This window comes from Magnetospirillum fulvum, from assembly GCF_900108475.1.
GTDB classification, from domain to species: domain Bacteria; phylum Pseudomonadota; class Alphaproteobacteria; order Rhodospirillales; family Magnetospirillaceae; genus Phaeospirillum; species Phaeospirillum fulvum_A.
Map to the genome: position 1 here is coordinate 1 of NZ_FNWO01000020.1, position 18435 is coordinate 18435.

At 66.3% G+C, this 18435-nt stretch carries 16 protein-coding genes; 10 read left to right on the plus strand and 6 right to left on the minus strand.

Annotated features, from left to right (window positions below):
- Window positions 1–296: 296 nt before the first annotated feature.
- Window positions 297–506 (minus strand): cold-shock protein, encoded by a 210-nt coding sequence (locus BLW40_RS16330; protein ID WP_074770548.1) that lies wholly within the window; start codon window positions 504–506, stop codon window positions 297–299.
- Window positions 507–752: 246 nt separating this feature from the next.
- The gene (locus tag BLW40_RS16335) at window positions 753–1253 is read right to left on the minus strand and encodes a hypothetical protein (protein ID WP_074770550.1); all 501 of its coding nucleotides are present in this window, start codon (window positions 1251–1253) and stop codon (window positions 753–755) included.
- Window positions 1254–1402: 149 nt separating this feature from the next.
- Here BLW40_RS16335 and sppA point away from each other — a divergent pair, with 149 nt between their 5' ends.
- Both sppA and BLW40_RS16345 read left to right on the plus strand, forming a co-directional pair.
- Window positions 1403–3187: a signal peptide peptidase SppA gene (sppA, locus tag BLW40_RS16340; protein WP_074770552.1), complete on the plus strand. Its 1785-nt coding sequence runs from the start codon at window positions 1403–1405 to the stop codon at window positions 3185–3187.
- On the plus strand, window positions 3184–3924 hold the full coding sequence (locus tag BLW40_RS16345) for an SDR family NAD(P)-dependent oxidoreductase (protein ID WP_074770554.1): 741 nt from the start codon (window positions 3184–3186) through the stop codon (window positions 3922–3924). The genes sppA and BLW40_RS16345 overlap by 4 nt, the downstream gene beginning before the upstream one ends.
- A 12-nt stretch (window positions 3925–3936) precedes the next feature.
- Here BLW40_RS16345 and BLW40_RS16350 read toward each other — a convergent pair whose 3' ends face one another.
- Window positions 3937–4344 carry a bacteriohemerythrin gene (locus tag BLW40_RS16350; protein WP_074770556.1) on the minus strand — a complete coding sequence of 136 codons (408 nt, stop codon included), beginning with the start codon at window positions 4342–4344 and terminating at the stop codon, window positions 3937–3939.
- A gap of 163 nt (window positions 4345–4507) precedes the next feature.
- Complete coding sequence (locus BLW40_RS16355) at window positions 4508–7021, minus strand: sensor domain-containing protein (protein ID WP_074770558.1); 2514 nt, start codon at window positions 7019–7021, stop codon at window positions 4508–4510.
- 207 nt (window positions 7022–7228) lie between these two features.
- Between BLW40_RS16355 and BLW40_RS16360 the strand changes: the two genes are divergently transcribed.
- From BLW40_RS16360 to BLW40_RS16395, 8 genes are all read left to right on the plus strand, one after another.
- A complete protein-coding gene (locus BLW40_RS16360; RefSeq protein ID WP_074770560.1) occupies window positions 7229–8005 on the plus strand; it encodes a TerC family protein in 777 nt (258 codons plus the stop codon).
- A gap of 139 nt (window positions 8006–8144) precedes the next feature.
- Entirely contained in the window at window positions 8145–8474 is a 330-nt protein-coding gene (gene fdxA, locus BLW40_RS16365; protein ID WP_074770562.1) for a ferredoxin FdxA, read from the plus strand.
- Window positions 8475–8597: 123 nt separating this feature from the next.
- Window positions 8598–10871 (plus strand): ribonuclease R, encoded by a 2274-nt coding sequence (gene rnr / locus BLW40_RS16370; protein ID WP_083386842.1) that lies wholly within the window; start codon window positions 8598–8600, stop codon window positions 10869–10871.
- A gap of 87 nt (window positions 10872–10958) precedes the next feature.
- Entirely contained in the window at window positions 10959–12467 is a 1509-nt protein-coding gene (locus tag BLW40_RS16375; RefSeq protein WP_244511237.1) for a S41 family peptidase, read from the plus strand.
- Window positions 12468–12563: 96 nt separating this feature from the next.
- Window positions 12564–15125 (plus strand): PAS domain S-box protein, encoded by a 2562-nt coding sequence (locus tag BLW40_RS16380; RefSeq protein ID WP_074770566.1) that lies wholly within the window; start codon window positions 12564–12566, stop codon window positions 15123–15125.
- A 91-nt stretch (window positions 15126–15216) separates the two neighbouring features.
- Window positions 15217–16254 (plus strand): glycosyltransferase family 4 protein, encoded by a 1038-nt coding sequence (locus BLW40_RS16385; protein ID WP_074770568.1) that lies wholly within the window; start codon window positions 15217–15219, stop codon window positions 16252–16254.
- 67 nt (window positions 16255–16321) lie between these two features.
- Window positions 16322–16858, plus strand: a complete 537-nt coding sequence (locus BLW40_RS16390; RefSeq protein WP_074770593.1) for a heme utilization protein — start codon at window positions 16322–16324, stop codon at window positions 16856–16858.
- A gap of 130 nt (window positions 16859–16988) precedes the next feature.
- Entirely contained in the window at window positions 16989–17222 is a 234-nt protein-coding gene (locus tag BLW40_RS16395) for a hypothetical protein (protein ID WP_074770570.1), read from the plus strand.
- 17 nt (window positions 17223–17239) lie between these two features.
- On the opposite strand, the gene BLW40_RS16400 is transcribed toward BLW40_RS16395, so the two are convergent.
- Window positions 17240–17689 carry a DsrE family protein gene (locus tag BLW40_RS16400; protein WP_074770572.1) on the minus strand — a complete coding sequence of 150 codons (450 nt, stop codon included), beginning with the start codon at window positions 17687–17689 and terminating at the stop codon, window positions 17240–17242.
- A complete protein-coding gene (locus BLW40_RS16405; RefSeq protein ID WP_074770574.1) occupies window positions 17682–18434 on the minus strand; it encodes a HesA/MoeB/ThiF family protein in 753 nt (250 codons plus the stop codon). The genes BLW40_RS16400 and BLW40_RS16405 overlap by 8 nt, the downstream gene beginning before the upstream one ends.
- Window position 18435: the final 1 nt, after the last annotated feature.

Consider the following 18435-nt stretch of genomic DNA (forward strand, 5'->3'; position numbering starts at 1 on the left):
AAGCTTGATTGAGCACGGGGATTCTTTTTGAACCGGGGAAAAGTACACTGATACCAAATCCCAGTGAGTGAAACTCATGGGGATTTGGTTAGGCCCAAGGGGCCGCGCGCCTGATGGCGCGGAAGGCAAGGGACGCGGAGGCGTCCCGCCCGCCGTTTGAGGGCTTCGGTGATCGGTTCCGATCACCGAGACATGGTATGAGGCCAAAGACCGAAGGACTTTTTCACGACTGACGGCGATAAGAGGGGCGCGGCGGCAACCGCCGCGCCCGGGTCGGTTCGCGTCTGTCCTAAGGATCAGACTGCCTTCAGGTTGACCGCAGCGGTCTTGCCCTTGCGGGGATCGCGCTCGGTGTCGAAAGACAGCTTCTGCCCCTCGTTCAGATTGCCCATTCCGGCGCGTTCGACCGCCGAGATGTGAACGAAAACGTCGGCGGTGCCGTCGTCGGGCTGGATGAAGCCATAACCCTTGGTGCTGTTAAACCACTTCACGGTGCCAGTCGGCATGGGGATCTCCACATAGAAACAGGTCCGGCCCGCATGCCCTCATGCGGGTCCGATCGTTCGACCCGCACAGACACCGAAAGCGGCGTCGGACTCCCGCAAAGGAGTCCTTTCGGTAGGTAGAAAGATCAACCAAGGATGTTCTAGCGTTTCCGAGAATACAAGCCTATTCGGCGAATGTTTCCGGTTCCCACCCTGTCGGATGGCCCACGACTTAACCGTTCGAGTGGGGCGTTGCCGTCGCTGGTCTTACTCGGCCCGGGGCGACGCTTCGATGGCGCGCGGCGTGGCGCGGTAGGCCTTGCCCGCCCAACGCAGCCAATAGGCCGGCGTGCGGATGGTCGACCATTCGCCGACCCGCTCGACGGTGAGAAAAACCTCCTCGGGCCCGGCATAACTCCAGCCGACCGGAGCCCAGCCCTGGTCGGTCCAACGTGCCACCATCAGCGGCCCGCCGCTGTCGGTGACCCAGTCGGGGGAATCGAGCAGCAGGAACAGTTCGGCCTTGCCGTCGCGATCAAGGTCGATCCGCCCGGCCCGGACCTGTTCGGGGCCAAAGCCCAAATCCCCGGTCGAGCGGTAATAAGCCGGCCATTGCGCCTTCAGCACCGCGTCGATATCGGGCGGGGTCGGGTCGGGCAACGGTTGCAGCGCCACCAGGGCGGCCAGAGGGCTGTCGTCCTGGGCGTGAGCAAGGGGGGAGGACGCCGCCCACAGCAGCGCCGTCACAAGGGCGGCATGAATGCGCATGATTGGGCCGGAGCTTAGAAAATTTCCGCGCCGGTGTACACCATCCGTTTTGCTCTGCGGCACGGCGGGGGATTGAGGTACACTGACGGCGGGTTTAAGCGGGCCGATTCCGATCCCGCTGCGAAACCGTTTCGCCGAAGGGAGAAATCATGCGTCGCCTGGGCCGTCTCCTGGTCATCCTTCTTGCCGTCACCGGATTTCTGACCCTGTGCGGGATCGGATTGACCGGTCTGGTCGCCTATCGGCTGGCCACCGGCGAGGGGGTGACCGTTCCGCCCGAACGGGGGATCGTCACCCTCGACCTCGAATCGCGCTTCCGCAGCGCCCCCAACGGCGATCCGATGGCGGCACTGTCGGGCGAGCAATCCTACGTTCTGCGTCAGGTGATCGAGGCGATCGACGCCGCCGCCGCCGACCGCCGGGTCGTCGGGCTGTTCGCAACGATGGGGCACGCCTCGCTCGGTCTGGCTGACGGCCAGGATCTGCGCGACGCGATCATCCGCTTCCGCGCTTCGGGCAAACCGGCGGTGCTGTTCGCCGAGACGCTGGGCGACGGCGGCGTCGGCACGCTTGATTACTACCTCGCCTCGGCCTTCGGTCAGGTGTGGCTCCAGCCCTCGGGCGATGTCGGCCTGACCGGTCTCGCCGCCGAAAGCCCGTTCGTCAAGGGGACCCTCGACCTGCTGGGGATCAAGACCCAGTTCTTCGCCCGCCACGAATACAAATCGGCGATCGAAACCTTTACCCAATCCGCCTACAGCGCGCCGCACCGCGAGACCCTGGGTCGTCTGCTCGATTCCTGGACCGGCCAGATCGTCGCCGGGATCGCCAGCGGCCGCAAGATGCCGGTCGAGCGGGTGCAGGGTCTGCTGGGCAAAGGCCCCTATCTCCCGCCCGAGGCGCTGGCCGCCGGTCTGATCGACCGGGTCGGCTATCGCGACGAGGCGTGGACCGCCGTCGCCGGAAGCGGTGAAAGCGCGGCCGAAGAGGTCGATATCGCCGATTATGCCGCCCGCCAGATCTCCCCGAACGGGGTCAAGGTGGCGCTGATTTCCGGTCTGGGTGCGATCCATCGCGGCGAATCCAGCCCCGGTTTTGATGACGATGGCGGCTTTGGCGCCGCCACCATCGCCCAGGCCTTCCGCGACGCCGTCGAGGACGAGTCGGTCAAGGCGATCCTGTTCCGGGTCGATAGCCCCGGCGGCTCCTACACCGCGTCCGACACGATCTGGCACGAGGTCAAGCTGGCCCGTGCCGCCGGAAAGCCGGTGGTGGTGTCGATGGGCAATGTCGCCGCCTCGGGCGGCTATTTCGTCGCGATGGGGGCCGACCGGGTGCTGGCCCAGCCCGGCACCCTGACCGGCTCGATCGGGGTGTTCACCGGCAAGGTCGTGCTCGACGAATTCTGGCGCAAGCTGGGGGTCTCGTGGGACGAGATGCATCGCGGCGACAATGCGGGGATGTGGAGCATGAACCGTCCGTTCCCGCCCGAGGCCCAGGCCCGGATCGACGCGATGCTGGACGCGATCTATGCTGATTTCACCGGCAAGGCGGTCGAAGGCCGTGCCATTCCCGCCGACAAGATCGACCAATTGGCCCGTGGCCGGGTATGGAGCGGTACCGATGCCCACGACAACGGTCTGGTCGATGGCCTGGGCGGCTGGCACGAGGCAATCGCGGCGGTCCGCGACCTCGCCCATCTGAAACCGGAAGACTCGCTCAATCTGGTTGCCTTCCCCGAACCGCGTAAGCCGTGGGAGGTTCTGGCCGAGGCGCTGTCGGGCGGTTCGGTCGCCGAACGCAAGGCCCTGTCGCGGGCGGTGGCGGTGCTCGACCCGCTGCTGGCACCGCTGGCCGCTTTGCCGGTGCCGCGTGATGGCGGCGGGGCCAGCCTGCGGATGATGCCGGTCAGCCCGGCCGGAGCGGCCAGATGAGCGGCGAGACCCGCACTGTCGTCGTAACCGGGGCGAGTCGGGGGATCGGCCATGCCATCGCCCAGCGCTTCCTGGCCGAAGGCTGGCGGGTCATCACCTGCGCCCGCGTCGAGGTGCCCGAAGCCTGCAAGATCGACCGCAATTGGATCTGCCACATTGCCGCCGATCTGGGCGATCCCGCCGGGGCCGAGGCGTTCATCGCCAAAGCCAACGCCGTGCTGGGCTCGGCCCCGCTCCATGCCCTGGTCAACAATGCCGGTGTCAGTCCCAAGACCCCCTATAAGGAGCGTCTGGGGGTGCTGAACGGTCCGATCGACGGGTGGAAGGATGTGTTCGAGCTGAACTTCTATGCCCCGTTACGGCTGGCCCGCGGCTTTGCCAGCGCGCTGCATCGGGGCAAGGGGGCGATCGTCAACATCACCTCGATCGCCGGGCATTACGTCCATCCCTTCGCCGGGTCGGCCTATTCGACCTCGAAGGCGGCGCTGTCCGGCCTGACCCGCGAAATGGCGGCCGAGATGGCCCAATTGGGCGTCCGGGTCAACGCCGTCGCCCCCGGCGAAATCCGCACCGAGATGATTTCGGCCGAGTACGAGGCGCTGGTGCCGCGTATCCCGCTCGAACGGATGGGAACCACCGCCGACGTTGCCGGGACGGTCTTTCAATTGTGCGGACCCGATTTCGCCTATGTCACCGGCACCGAGGTGTTCGTCACCGGCGGCCAGCACCTGTATTAAGGGCCGCCCGCCTTATCCCTCGGCGAAGGGATGGCCGACGACATAGGGGCGGTAGGCCAGATCCTTGCCGATAATGTGGCGCATCGCCCATTTGGTCAGAATCGCGATGATATCGGCGCGGGTCTGGGGGGCTTTGCCGCCACGCTGCCGCAATGCCAGGATGTCGTCCATCAACTGGCGGTGCTCGGCCTGATGCGAGGTGAAGTCGGGATAGTCGCAGGCCAGCATCAGCCGTTCCTCGGCCTCGAAATGAAAGCGGGCGTACTCGATCAGATCGTCCAGTCCCCGTTCGATCATCGCCTCGGTGCCGGTGTCCAGCGATCCCGCCAGCCGGTTCAGCATGTCGATCATCGTGCGATGTTGCAGATCCATCAGCGGGACGCCGACGCTCAAGGTTTCGATCCATTGGGGAAGGGGCATCGCCTTGGCTCCGCTCTGACCTCGGCGTCAGCATAGCATGCCGGGCGCGAGGACGATCCTGCTTTTGCGGTCAAAGGTGGTGGCAGACCCGCCGCCGCCTAAACGGAAAGATGAACGCCGTCGTCGGAGCGGTCTGTGACGCGATCCACAAAACGGAGCCGGGTCAGCCCCGGGGGGCGGTGCCGAGACGGTGGCCGCGCGCCAGCAGATCGCGCATCGCCTCGGCGGGGAGCGGGCGGCTGAAGATATAGCCCTGGATCTGGTCGCAGCCCAGTTCGCGCAGGAAGTCGAGATCCTCCTGTCGCTCGACGCCCTCGGCCACCACTTTCAGCTTCAGCGCCTTGGCCATCGCGATGATGGCATCGACGATGGCGGCGTCGTTGGGATCGGTGGCGACGTCCATCACGAACGAGCGGTCGATCTTCAGTTTCTGGATCGGGAAGCGCTTCAGCACCGACAGCGAGGAATAGCCGGTGCCGAAATCGTCGATGGCGCAGCCGATGCCCATTTCCTTCAGGCGCTGGACCACCGCAATCGCGTTGTCGGCGTCGCGCATCGCCGAGGTCTCGGTCAGTTCCAGTTCCAGCCAGCGGCTTTCCAGACCGGTCGCGGCCAGCACCCGCTCGCACGCCCCGATCAGGCGGCGGGCGTACTGGAACTGGCGCCCCGAGACGTTGACCGCGACCGGCACCGCTGGCAAACCGGCCAACTGCCAGTCCCGCGTCTGGCGGGTACAGGTGTCGAGCATGAATTCGCAGATGATGTCGATCAGGCCGGATTCCTCGGCGACCGGGATGAAATCGGCGGGCGAGACCGGCCCCAGTTCGGGACTGGTCCAGCGCACCAGCGCCTCCATCCCGACGATATTGCCGCTGATCAGATCGACCTGGGGCTGGTAATGGGCCGACAATTCGCCGTGATCGACGGCGCGGCGCAGCCGGTTCTGCATCGACAGGGTCTTGCTGGCCCGCGTGCTCAGTTCCTTGGTGAACATCTGGAAGCTGGCGGTGCCCTGACCCTTGGCCCGTTGCAGGGCGGCGTCGGCGTTCTTGATCAGGGTCTCGGCGTCCTCGCCGTCGCGGGGGAACAAGGCGACGCCGCTTGCGGCCGAAACGTCGAAATCCTGACCGGCGACCGAGACGGTGGTCTGGGCCTGGGCGTGGAGACGGTCGAGCGCGTCTTCGAGGATACGGCGGTTGTCATAGCCGGTCAGCAGCAGCAGGAAGTGATCGCCCGAGACCCGGGCCATCATGTCGTTGGGGCTGATCGAGGCGCGGATCAGATCGGCTACCCCCATCAACACCTGATCGCCGACATCGTGGCCCATTGTCGCGTTGATGACGCCGAGCCGGTCCAGCCCCAGGCTGACGATTCCCAGCAGCGAGGATTGCCGCCTGGCCTCGTCGCGGGCGGTTTCGAACCGCTCGAGGAAGGCGGTGCGGTTGGGCAGCCGGGTCAGTGGGTCGTGATAGGCCAGGAACGACAGGCGCTGTTCGGCCAGCTTGCGGTCGGTGACGTCGATGATGACGCCGTCCCACACCACTTCGCCGCCTTCGCGCCGGGTCGGGCGGGATTGGCCGCGCAGCCAGTGACAGCGGCCGTCGGGGCCAAGCACCGAGATTTCCTCGTCGAACGGTTCCATCGCCCGGGCCGAGCGGCCCAACCCGGCCATGAAGGCGAGGCGCTCATCCTCGCTCAACCGGTCGAAGAAGCGGTCGGGGGTGGCCATCAATTCCTCGGGGCCAAACCCGAGAACGGCGCGACAGCCTTCGCTGACATAGGTGAATTCGACCCGCCCGTTCGGCCACAGCACCCGCTGGAACACGATGCCCGGCATGTTGGCGGCGATCGCGCGCAGGCGCTTTTCGGTCTCGCGCAGGGCGGCTTCGGTCTGGCGGCGGCGGGTGACGTCGCGCCCAATGCCGACGAACAGGCGCTGGCCGTCGAGACGGACCTCGCTGGTCGATAATTCAAGGGCGAAGGTGGTGCCGTCCCGATGCAGCCCGGTCAGGTCGCGCGGCCCGCCGCCGACGATGCTGGCGGGCGAGATGTCGGCGGAATCGAGCAATTCGGCGTGGCGATGCGCCGGGGTCAGCAGGGCGGCCAGCGGCTGGCCGACCAGCGATTCGTCGTCACGACCGAACAGCCGCCGGGCGGCGGCATTGGCGGTGTCGATCCGACCCTGGGTGTCGAGGACCAGAATCGAATCCTCGGCATGGTCCATCAGCATGTCGAGGCGCAGATCGGCCCGGCGTTCGTCGGTGACGTCGATTACCAGTCCGTCCCACAGCACGCTGCCGTCGTCGCCCCGGCGGGGGATCGACTGGCCGCGCATCCAGCGGACTTCACCGGCGGCGGTGATGGCGCGGTATTCCTCGCGGCAGGGTTTCAGAAGCTCGGCCGAGCGGCGCATTTCGGCGACGTGCTGGTCGCGGTCGGCCCAATGGATGACGTGAAGGCAGCCCTTGGCATTGACTCCCATCGTTTCGGGCGAGAAACCCAGGATCGTCCGGACTCCGTCGCTGAACCAGGGATAATCGATCGCGCCGTCGGACGAGCGGCGGCGGCAGAAAGCGATGCCGGGAAGAGAGGCGATCAGACCTTTCAGGCGCGCCTCGGTCTCTTCCGGCGATCCTGTCGGCACTGTGGTCGCGCTGGATTCGACTCTGTCGCTCACCCTTTTTCCTTGAATTCCCGGATCGGACCACGAATGCCCGATGCGCCAGGGAGGGCAATGGTATCGGGGTGTCGTCCGACAGGCAACCTCTACCCGGTGGGTTGATCAGAGATGACTCGGTTTTCCTCTATTTATCGCGAGGTGGAAAGTCGTCAATTTTCCCCTACACTCGGGTCCGAAATTGTCGATCAAGGAGGACGTGTTTCCATGGAGTGGCTTACCAACCCCGAAATCTGGCTGAGTCTGGCCACCTTGTCCCTGCTGGAGATCGTGCTCGGCATCGACAATCTGGTCTATCTCTCCATCCTCTCGAACCGTTTGCCCGAGCATCTCCGCCCGCTGGGCCGACGGCTGGGGCTGGGCTTCGCCGTGGTGACCCGGATCGCGCTGCTCGGCTCGTTGACCTGGATCGCCGGACTGGTCGAACCGGTCTTTTCGGTGTGGGGGCATCCGGTCAGTTGGCGCGACATCATCTTGATTGGCGGTGGCGTCTTCCTGGTCGCCAAGGCCACCCACGAAATCCACGGCAGCCTGGAAGGCGAGGATGACGAGATCGACCGCGCCGCCGGGCAGCCGAGTTCGCTTGCCGCCGTCGCCGCTCCCGCCTCTGCCGGTCTGCTCTCCGTCACGATCCAGATCGCGCTGCTCGACATCGTCTTCTCGCTCGATTCGGTGATCACCGCCGTTGGCATGGCGAGCAATCTGTGGGTGATGGTGACGGCGGTGCTGCTGGCCGCCCTGGTGATGGTGCTCGCCTCTGGCCCGATGTCGCGGCTGATCGAACGCCATCCCACCATCAAGATTCTGGCCCTGGCCTTCCTGCTGCTGATCGGGGTGGCGTTGATCGCCGACGGAACCGGCTTCCACATTCCGAAGGGGTATCTGTACTTCGCGATGGCGTTCTCGCTGGGGATCGAGGCGCTGAACCTGATGGTCCGCAACGGACGGCGCAAGCCGGTCCGGCTGCGGACCCCGCTGCGGTAGCGGTTGCCCTCGCCGGGCGTGAGACGTTCGTCTCACGCCCGGCGATTGAGCCCGGATGGGGGCTGTGTTATCGCTCAAGTCCGGCATCGAGAGGTCCGTCGGGCGTGTCCGTCGGGCGAACGGGAAACTGGAGAGTGAGATGGCTTACGTCGTCACCGAAAACTGCATCAAGTGCAAATATCAGGATTGCGTCGAGGTCTGCCCGGTCGATTGTTTCTACGAAGGCGAGAACTTTCTGATCATCAACCCTGACGAATGCATCGAATGCGGTGTGTGCGAGCCCGAATGTCCGGCCGAAGCCATCGTTCCGGATTCCGAGCCCGGCGCGGCGGAATGGGTCGAGGTGGCCCGTCAGTATGCCGGGCAGTGGCCCAATATTACCCGCAAGGGTGAGGTTCCCGCCGATGCCGCCGTCTGGAAGGGCAAGCCGGGCAAGAAGGCGCTGTTGTCGTCCAAGCCCGGCCGCTGACCTGTCGCGGCGGTTCTGCTCCGCCGCGGACCAGCCTGGAGGGGGATCGGGCGATCCCCCTGATCGGCTTTGGGGGCGAGGGGAGGATTGCTCCGGCGGCCTCTGGCGGGATACGCTGCCCCGATGAGCAAGCCGCCCCCCAAGACCCCGAAAGCCCCGAAATCCATCAAGCCGCCCAAGGCAGCGGCGCGTCCGGCCCCCCGACCGGCGCCGATCCCGTCGAAACAGGACATCCTGGACTTCATCCGCGCCCAGCCGGGCCGGGTGGGCAAGCGCGAATTGGCGCGTGCCTTCCGTCTGCGCGGCGACGACCGGATTGATCTGAAGGCGATCCTGCGCGAGTTGGAAGGCGACGGCGCGGTGCGGCGCGACCAGCCCCGCCGCTTCTCTCCCCCCGGCACCTTGCCGGAAACCGGGGTGGTCGAGGTGATCGGCACCGATTCCGACGGCGAATTGCTGGCCCGCCCGGTGGTGTGGGAGCAAGAGGGGCGGCCGCCCCGGATTTTCCTGGCTCCCTTCCGTCCCGGCCAGCCTGCGGTCGGGATCGGCGACAAGGTGCTGTGCCGCCTGCGCCGGATGCGGGACGATACCTTTGAAGGCCGCCCGATCAAGATCGTCGGCGAGGCCCGTGCCCGCGTGTTGGGGGTGTTCGAGCCGCTGCCCGACGGGTCGGGGCGGATCCGTCCGACCAGCCGGCGCGAGAAAGCCGATTACATGGTGCCGAAGGGCGAAGGCGGCGGGGCCGAGACCGGTGAACTGGTGCTGGCCGACATCCTGCCGGGGCGGCTGTACGGGCTGCGTCAGGCGGTGGTGAAGGAACGGCTGGGGCCGCTGGGCGGGCCGCGCTCGATCAGTCTGGTGGCGATCCACACCAACGACATTCCGTTCGATTTCCCCCGCGAGGCGCTGGCCCAGGCCGCCGCCGCCGGTCCGGCTCCGTTGGGAGCGCGGACCGATCTGCGCAAGGTGCCGCTGATTACCATCGACGGCGAGGACGCCCGCGATTTCGACGACGCGGTATGGGCCGAGGCCGATACCGATCCGGGCAATCCCGGTGGCTGGCATTGTCTGGTCGCGATCGCCGACGTCTCGTGGTACGTCCGCCCCGGCGATGCCTTGGACCGCGAGGCGTTCAAGCGCGGCAATTCGGTCTATTTCCCCGACCGGGTGGTGCCGATGCTGCCCGAGGATCTGTCGAACGGCTGGTGCTCGTTAAAGCCCGCCGAGGAACGCCCCTGCCTTGCCGTCGAGTTCTGGATCGACCGCGACGGCCACAAGCGGCGCCACCGCTTCCTGCGCGGGCTGATGCGCTCGGCGGCGCGGTTGACCTATGCCCGGGTCCAGGCCGCCCGCGACGGCCAGCCCGACGACGAGACCGTGCCGCTGACCGACCCGGTGATCGCTCCGCTGTATGGTGCGTGGGAGGCGTTGGGCCGGGCCCGCAAGCAGCGCGGCGTGCTCGAACTCGATCTGCCCGAGCGCAAGGTGGTGATGGATGCCGAGGGACGGGTCGCCGGAGTGGTCGAACGCGAACGCTTCGACAGCCACCGCCTGATCGAGGATTTCATGATCGCCGCCAACGTCTGCTCGGCCGAGACGTTGGAGAAGCAGGGTCAGCCCTGCATGTACCGGGTTCACGATCAGCCCTCGGCGGAAAAGCTCGACGGCCTGCGGGAGGTGTTGCGCGGGCTCGATCTCAAGTTGGCCAAGGGGCAGGTGCTGAAGCCCGAGCATTTCAACCGCATCTTGTCCGCCGTGGCGGAAACCCCCCATGCCTCGCTGGTCAATGAAGTGATCCTCCGGTCGCAGGCCCAGGCCGCTTATTCGCCTGAAAACCTTGGGCATTTCGGTCTGGGTCTGGCCCGCTACGCCCACTTCACCTCGCCGATCCGCCGCTATGCCGACCTGCTGGTCCATCGGGCCTTGGTCGCCGGATTGGGGCTGGGCGAGGGCGGGCTGCCTGCGGATGCGGTTGGGCAGTACGAGGAATGGGGGCAACACATTTCGGCAACGGAACGACGGGCCTCGACCGCCGAGCGCGAAGCGGTTGATCGCGCCGTCACCTTGTTCCTGGCCGACCGGGTCGGCGACGAATTCATCGGCCGGGTGTCGGGGGTGACCCGCTTCGGATTGTTCGTGACGCTGGACGGCAGCGGAGCCGACGGGCTGGTGCCGATCTCCAGCCTGCCCGACGATTACTACGATCACGACGAGGCGCGGCATTGCCTGATCGGACGGCGCAGTCGCAAGAGCTATCAGCTTGGTCAACTGATCGAGGTCTCGTTGCGCGAGGCCAACGTGCTGACCGGCTCGATGGTGTTCGGACTGGCCGGGCAGGGACCGGGGCGGGCACCGCGCCGTCCGTCGTCTCCGCCGCCGCGTCGCCGGGGTCGCTGACCGGACCGGCCCTGTGCCGGTGGATGATGGAAGGAAACCGAGTTCGCCGTGTCCGCACTCCGCGCTTTCGCCGTGATGAAGAGGGGGATGGCTTGGGGGGCTGCGGCGCTTCTGGGTGTCGCCACGGTGTTGTCGGCCGCGTCCGAGGCATGGGCGGGCTGGGACGTTGTCGAAGCGCAACGAACCGTCGCCTATGGCTTGGCCGCGATCGTCGATCGCCATCTGCAACAGGTTCCCGCCGCAGCGGTCGCTCTTGATGCGATGCGCGGACTGGCCGATATCGACCCTCAATTCGCCGTCGCCATCCAGGGAGGCCGGGTGCGGCTGACCAATGCCGAACGGGTTGTCGCCGATTACCCCGCTCCCGCTGCCGACGACGTCGAATCCTGGGCCCGGCTGGTGATCAGTGTGGCGCTGGATGCGGGCGAACTGTCGCCCTTGGTGCGCGACGCCGATGCCGAGCGGCTGTACCGGGCCGTCTTTGAAGGCGCGCTGGGCACCGCCGACCTGCATTCCCGCTATGCCGGAGCCACCGAAGCCCGCGACAACCGGGCCAACCGCAACGGGTTCGGCGGCATCGGTATCCGTTTCGAACTGATCGAGGGCGAGGCGCGGATCGTCGATGTGGTCGAGGACACGCCAGCGGCGCGGGCCGGATTGCAGGCCGACGACGTCATTGTCTTGATCGACGGCAAGCCGGTGCGGGGGCTGGACCGGAGCGAGATTTCCGCCCGGCTGCGCGGCGCGGTCGCCAGCGCCCTGATCGTGACCCTGCGCCGGGCCGGGCAGACAATCGAAGCGAAGGTGCAACGGTCGCTGATCGTGCCGAAGACGGTGACCCAGACCGTGGACGGGGGGATCGCGATCTATCGGATCAGCAGCTTCAATCAGCGCACCGCCAGCACTCTCGAAACCAAGCTGCGCGAGACCCGCGAGCGGATGGGGTCGCGGCTGAAGGGGGTGGTGCTCGATTTGCGCGGCAATCCCGGCGGGTTGCTCGACAAGGCGGTCGCGGTCGCCGATCTGTTCATCGCCGATGGGCCGATCGTTTCGACCCGGGGCCGCAATCCCGCCGCCAATGCCGTGCTGACCGCGCGGCCCGGCGATCTGGCCGAAGATCTGCCGGTGGTGGTGCTGATCGACGGACGGTCGGCCTCGTCGGCCGAAATCCTGGCGTCGGCCTTGCAGGATTCCGGCCGTGCCGTGCTGATCGGAACCAATTCGTATGGCAAGGGCACGGTCCAGACCGTGATCCGCCTGCCCAATGACGGCGAAATCACCCTGACCTGGTCGCGCTTCCATGCCCCCAGCGGCTATGCCCTGCACGGGCTGGGGGTGCTTCCGGCGCTGTGCACCTCGCCGCAGCAGGCGACGGCGGAGCGGAGCGGCGACCCCGCCCGATTCGCCCGCACCCTGGCGGTGTGGCGTCAGGCCGGGCTGGACGATACCGACTTGCGCCGCCGTCTGCGCGATCTCTGCCCGCCGGTCCGGCGGACCGATACGGCGGAGGAGATGATCCAGGCTCGCCGCCTGTTGAGTGACCCATCCGCTTTCGCCCGTCTCCTGGCGGCTGAAACGGGGCACGTCGGGCCGTGATCGAGCGATAAAATGTGATAGGGTGAAACAAGCCTTTTGGCAGGGAGCGGCTAGCCGCTAGTCTGATCTCATCCAGCCGGGAAAGGGAAATGGAGGATGCTGAGACTGGATGTCGGGACGCTCGCCTTCTCTGCGGCGACCCTTTCCCTGGCCGCCTGTCTGGTCATTCTGGTGTTCGGCCGCGCCCGGCAAGGGGATCGGCGCTGGGTTCCTTTCGCCGTTTCGACCGGGCTGTACGGCGTCGGCGTCCTCCTGATCCTGTTGCAAGATCTGCTGTCGCGAGATGTTGCCATCGTCTCGGGCAACCTGCTGGTGATGCTGTCGGCGGTGGCCATCCATGTCGGGGCCTGCGGGTTGGCCGGTCGCCGCGAGGTGTGGTGGCCTCATGTCCTGATCCTGGTTCTGTTCGTCGTCGGCATGGCCGCCACCCTCGGTCCGTGGGACAGCGTTAACGTCCGCATTGGCTTTATCTCGCTGGCGCGGCTGCCGATTCTGCTGCACGCCGCCTGGATTCTGGTTCAGGCCCGCCGCGCCGATCCCGCCGCCGGGGCGCCGCTGATCGCCGGGGTGCTGATCGTGTGGAGTCTGGTGCTGCTGCTGCGCGGGGTGGCGGTGATGACAATCGAAGGCCCGATCGCCGATTTCCCGACGATGGATGGGGCGCAGGCGTTCTATTACACCATCAGCAGTTTCGGTAATCTGCTGATCGCGGTCGCGCTGCTGCGGATGGATGGCGAGATGGTCTCGGCGGCGCTGAAGGCTCAGGTCGCCCGCCAGACCGAGGCGTTGGAGCGCCGCATCGCCCAGCACGACGCGGCCCGGCGGGTGATCCGCAGCCAGCTCGCCCTGCGCGATGCCCTGATCGACACCCTGCCCGGACCGGTTTTCGCCAAGAGCGTCGATGGCGGCTTCCTGACCGTCAACCGCGCCTTCGAGCGCGCCCTGGGGCTGAACCGCGACAGTCTGGTCGGCAAGACCAGCTTTGACTTCAATCCGTTCGCCCTGGCCGAGCTTCACATCGAGGCCGACCGCGCCGCGCTGGCTGACGACAGCCACCAGGCCTATGAAGCGCCGATCCGGTTCGCCGATGGCAGCCTGCATCGGATGCTGTTTAGCAAAACCCGCTTCCTGGATGCCGACGGTTCCGTCGCCGGGATCGTCGGCGCGATGACCGACATCACCGAATTGGCGCGGGTCACCGACGATCTGCGCCGGTCCGAATCCGATCTGCGCGCCATTCTCGACAACATGACCGATGTCTTCTACCGCTCGGATTCCGACGGCCGGATTTCGATGCTGTCGCGCTCGGTCGAGACCGTGCTGGGCTATACCGTCGAGGAGTTGCTGGGGCAGCCGACGATGGTGGCGATGATTGATCCGGCGCTACGGTCGTCGATCCTGACCGCGATGCTGGCCAATGGCGGTTCCGTCACCGATTACGAATTCCAGATGCGCCACAAGGACGGGCATCCGGTGTGGGTGTCGGCCAGCACCCGCATTCTCGGCGAGGCAAAGGGCCATTTTACCGGCAGCGAGGGCACCTTGCGCCTGATCGAGGACCGCAAGCGGGCCGAGGCGGTGTTGCAGGAAAGTCAGGCGCTGATCCAGGTGCTGCTCAATTGCTCGGTCGATGCGACCCTGCTGATCGAGGCAGACGGCACGATGCTCGCCTGCAACGCGGTGCTGTCCGAGCGGCTGGGGATCGCGGTCGAAACCATGATCGGATGCAATTTGTGGGGGCTGTTCCCGCCCGAGGTCTCGGCGGCCCGCCGCGCCGTCGTCGCGACGGTGATCGAGACCGGCACGCCCGGCCGGATCGTCGATCGCCGCGCTGGCCGGGTGTTCGACAACACCATTCACCCGGTCGTCAACGGCGCGGGAACGGTGACGCGGGTGGCGGTGTTCTCGCGCGATATCACCGACCAGACCGAGGCCGAGGCCCGGATCGCTCGCCATATCGCCGAGGTTCACCGTTCGAACGAAGAACTGGAACAATTCGCTTATGTCGCTAGTCACGATCTGCGCGAGCCGCTCCGGATGATCAGCAGCTATCTGTCGTTGATCGAACGCCGCTACGCCACCAACCTGGACGAAGACGGCCGCCAGTTCCTTGATTATGCCCGTGACGGAGCCCAGCGGATGGATCGTCTGGTGCTCGATTTGCTCGATTACGCCCGGATCGAACGCGGCGGCGACCCGATTGTTCCGGTTGATGTCCGCTCGACGATCGATCAGGCGATCCGCGATCTTGGCTCGGCCATCGCCGAAAGCGGCGCCCAAATCACAGTCGAGGAGCCCGATCGCCTGCCCCGGGTGCTGGGCGACGGGGCGCAACTGACCCGGTTATTCCAGAATCTGATCGGCAACGCGCTGAAATACCGTTTGCCCGATCGCCCGCCGGAAATCCGGCTGTCCTGCCGACGCGAGGGCGCGGAGTGGCGCTTTGACGTCGCCGATAACGGGATCGGGATCGAACCAGCCTATTTCGACCGGATTTTCCGCATCTTCCAGCGACTGCATCCCCAAGGTCGCTATGACGGCACCGGGATCGGTCTGGCGATCTGCAAACGGATCGTCGATCGCCATGGCGGCCGGATCTGGGTCGAGTCCACGCCCGGCCAGGGGTCGGTGTTTTCCTTCACCCTGCCGGCGGCATAAGGGTTTTCCCGGCTCTGTCATTGTCTCGTCACTTGCCTTCGGTGGGCCGCAGGGCCTAACCCTGCGAGGATCGACACGGGGAGAAGCGCCGATGCGTATCGCGATGGTCACCGACGCCTGGACTCCGCAACGTAACGGGGTGGTCCGGGTGCTGACGGCGCTGACCGCCACGTTGGAGGAGATGGGCCACGAGGTCGGCGTTTTCGAGCCGGGGGCCTTTCCCAACATTCCCTGCCCCAGTTATCCCGAAATCCCGCTGGCGCTGTTTCCCGCCGCGCGGCTGGCGGCGATGCTGGATGCCTTTGCCCCCGACGCGGTCCATCTTGCCACCGAAGGCCCGCTGGGCTGGGCCGGACGGTCGTGGTGCCTGGAGCGCTCGCTGCCCTTTACCACCGCCTATCACACCAAGTTTCCCGATTACGTCACCGCTCGCACCGGGCTGCCGATCGACTGGTCCTATGCCCTGATGCGCTATTTCCATCAGGCGGCGGCGGCGACTCTGTGCCCGTCGCCCTCGGTTTTTCGCGAGTTGCAGGAACGCGACTTCGCTCAGGCAGTGCTGTGGTCGCACGGAGTCGATACCGCCACCTTCCGTCCGCGCGGAAAGGGGCTGTTCGACCTGCCCCGTCCGGTGTTCCTTTATGTCGGGCGGGTTGCGGTCGAAAAGAACCTGCCCGCCTTTCTCGACCTCGATCTGCCGGGGTCGAAGCTGGTGGTCGGTGATGGTCCGGCGCGGGCCGGGCTGATCAAGCGCTATCCCGACGCCCATTTCCGCATCGTCAACGGCGATGACGAATTGTCGCGGGCCTATAGCGACGGCGACGTGTTTGTCTTTCCCAGCCGCACCGATACGTTCGGACTGGTGATGCTGGAAGCGCTGGCCTGCGGCGTGCCGGTGGCGGCCTTTCCGGTCACCGGTCCCTGCGATGTCGTCGGCGACGCCCCGGTCGGCGTGCTGTCCGAGGATCTGGCCCTGGCGGCGCGGGCGGCGCTGGCGCTGTCGCCCCAGGCCTGCCGCGATCATGCCACCCGCTTTTCCTGGGCGACGGTGGCCTACGAGTTCCTCGGCCATCTGCGTCCATTCGGCGATTCGACCGATAATTCGCCCAGAAAAGTTCAAGCTGGTTGAGTCTTGGGCGCGAGGGGCAGATACTGACGCCACTTTTCGAGTCCCAGTTCTTTTGGAGGGGTCGGCCGTGAATCGGATCCGCGTCCTTGCTGTCGCCTGCTGTCTTGTCATTCCCTCGTTCGCCGCTGATGCCCGCAGCGGGGCGGGCGGCGGTTCCTGCGCCACCCCCGAACAGGTCAAAGCCGCCCAATTGCGCCAATTGCATAACCAGCTTCAGGTCGCGGCGCTGAATTGCCGGGGCGAGGATTCCTCTCTCCATGCCAAATGGGGCGGCTATGTCGGCCGGTTCGGCTCGACTCTGTCCGACAACGCCCAGGTTCTGCGGACTCATTTCAAGAGCCCGGCGGCGTTCGACCGCTATAACACCCAGGTCACCAATCGCGAATCGGTGCGGGTGCACGAGGTCGAGGCTTATTGCGAGACCCGGGCGCAGATGTTCGAGCAAGTGATGGCGATGAGCCCGCCGCAATTGATCGCGTTTGCGGGCGAAACGGTCGGTCGTCCCGACCATCTGTCGACCTGCGCGGCTCCGGTGACCAAGGCGGCGAGCAAGACGCCCCGCCACCCGCAGCCCAAAAAGAACCAGACCGCCCGGGCGAACTGAACCGCTCGGGCAAAGAGGGTTGGGGTATCTTCTATCTCCCCTTGTATGAAGGTGGTGTCTCGGGGCGCTGCGGTCTACGATAGCAGTAGCCCCGGACCGCTTCGGTCGGGGGCTACAGGGAGTGCCCGCGATGACCGATCCGTTCCGAGCAATTCTGACGGTGCAACAGGCCGCTCTCGAAGGGTGGCTGAGTATGACCACGATGGCGATGCGTTCGTGGGAGCAGGTTCTGACGCTTAACCAGCAATTGCTGCGCCACGCTGACACATTGGTCCGCGTTCACGTCGAAATCGACGACGGGCCGACCTTCACCGGAAAATACGGCAAGCGACACCTCGACATCGATCCCGAGCGCGACGTTTAGAGCAGTAACTTGACGCCCTAGATAAACATCGTTGCCCCATCGCCGCCGATTTCGGTGAGAAAGGTGACGAGCCCGCCGGGGTGTAGGGGAACGTCGTCACGGAGCGCGTCCAGGCCGAGGCCGATCGCGCGCAGCCCCATCTCGCATACCATCACCGACGCTCCCAGCGCGACGCAGGCGGCGAGCAGATCCTCGAACCCGGCGATGCCTTTGGCGCGCAAGGCTTCGTCGTGGTCGAAGGCGCTCTGTCCGCTTGGTCCGGCGGTCAAACCGGCCCAGCCGGGCCGTCCGTCGGGACCGGGGCGGGCCAGGGCGCGGGTGGCCTCCATCGTGAAGAACAGGGTAACCGGGCGATTGCAGGCCAGCGCGGCGGCGGCGATGGCCAGGGCGTAATGCACCCGGTCGAATCCGCCGGAAAACACCACCAGCGCCAGCGGTCCGGTTTCGGTCCGGGTGGCCTCAGCCATGGTCGCCGCAGACCGGGCAGGCGGGATCGCGGTGCAGCCGGGCGATGCTGACCGTTGCCTTCAGCGCGTCATAGCGCAGCAACCGCCCCGATAGGCTTTCGCCGATCCCCAGCACTTCCTTGACCACTTCGGTCGCTTGCATCGTGCCGAGCGTTCCCGCCACCGAGCCCAGCACCCCGGCATTGGCGCAGGTGGGGCCATCGCCGCCCGCGACTGCCTCGGGATGGAGGCAGCGATAGCACGGCCCATCGGCGCGGAAGGTCGAAAGCTGTCCGTCGAAGCGGCGGATCGCCGCCGAGACCAGGGTCCGCCCGGCGCGGCGGCAGGCATCGTTGATCAGGAAGCGGGTGTCGAAATTGTCCGACCCGTCGGCGACGACGTCATGATCGGCGATTAGCGCGTCGATATTGGCGGCGGTGAGGCGGGTGCGCAGCGGCACCAGCCGGACGTCGGGGTTAAGGTCGGCAATCGCGGCGGCGGCACTCTCGACCTTGGGCTGGCCCAGCCGCGACGTCGTATGCAGCACCTGACGCTGAAGGTTCGACAGATCGACGGTATCGTCGTCGATTACGGTGATGGTGCCGATCCCGGCGGCGGCAAGGTACAGGATCAGCGGCGACCCCAGCCCCCCGGCCCCGACCACCAGCACCCGTGCCGCCAGCAGACGCGCCTGACCGGTTCCGCCGATCTCGGGCAGCAGGATGTGGCGGGCATAGCGCCGAGTCTGCTCTTCGGTAAAGTCCAAG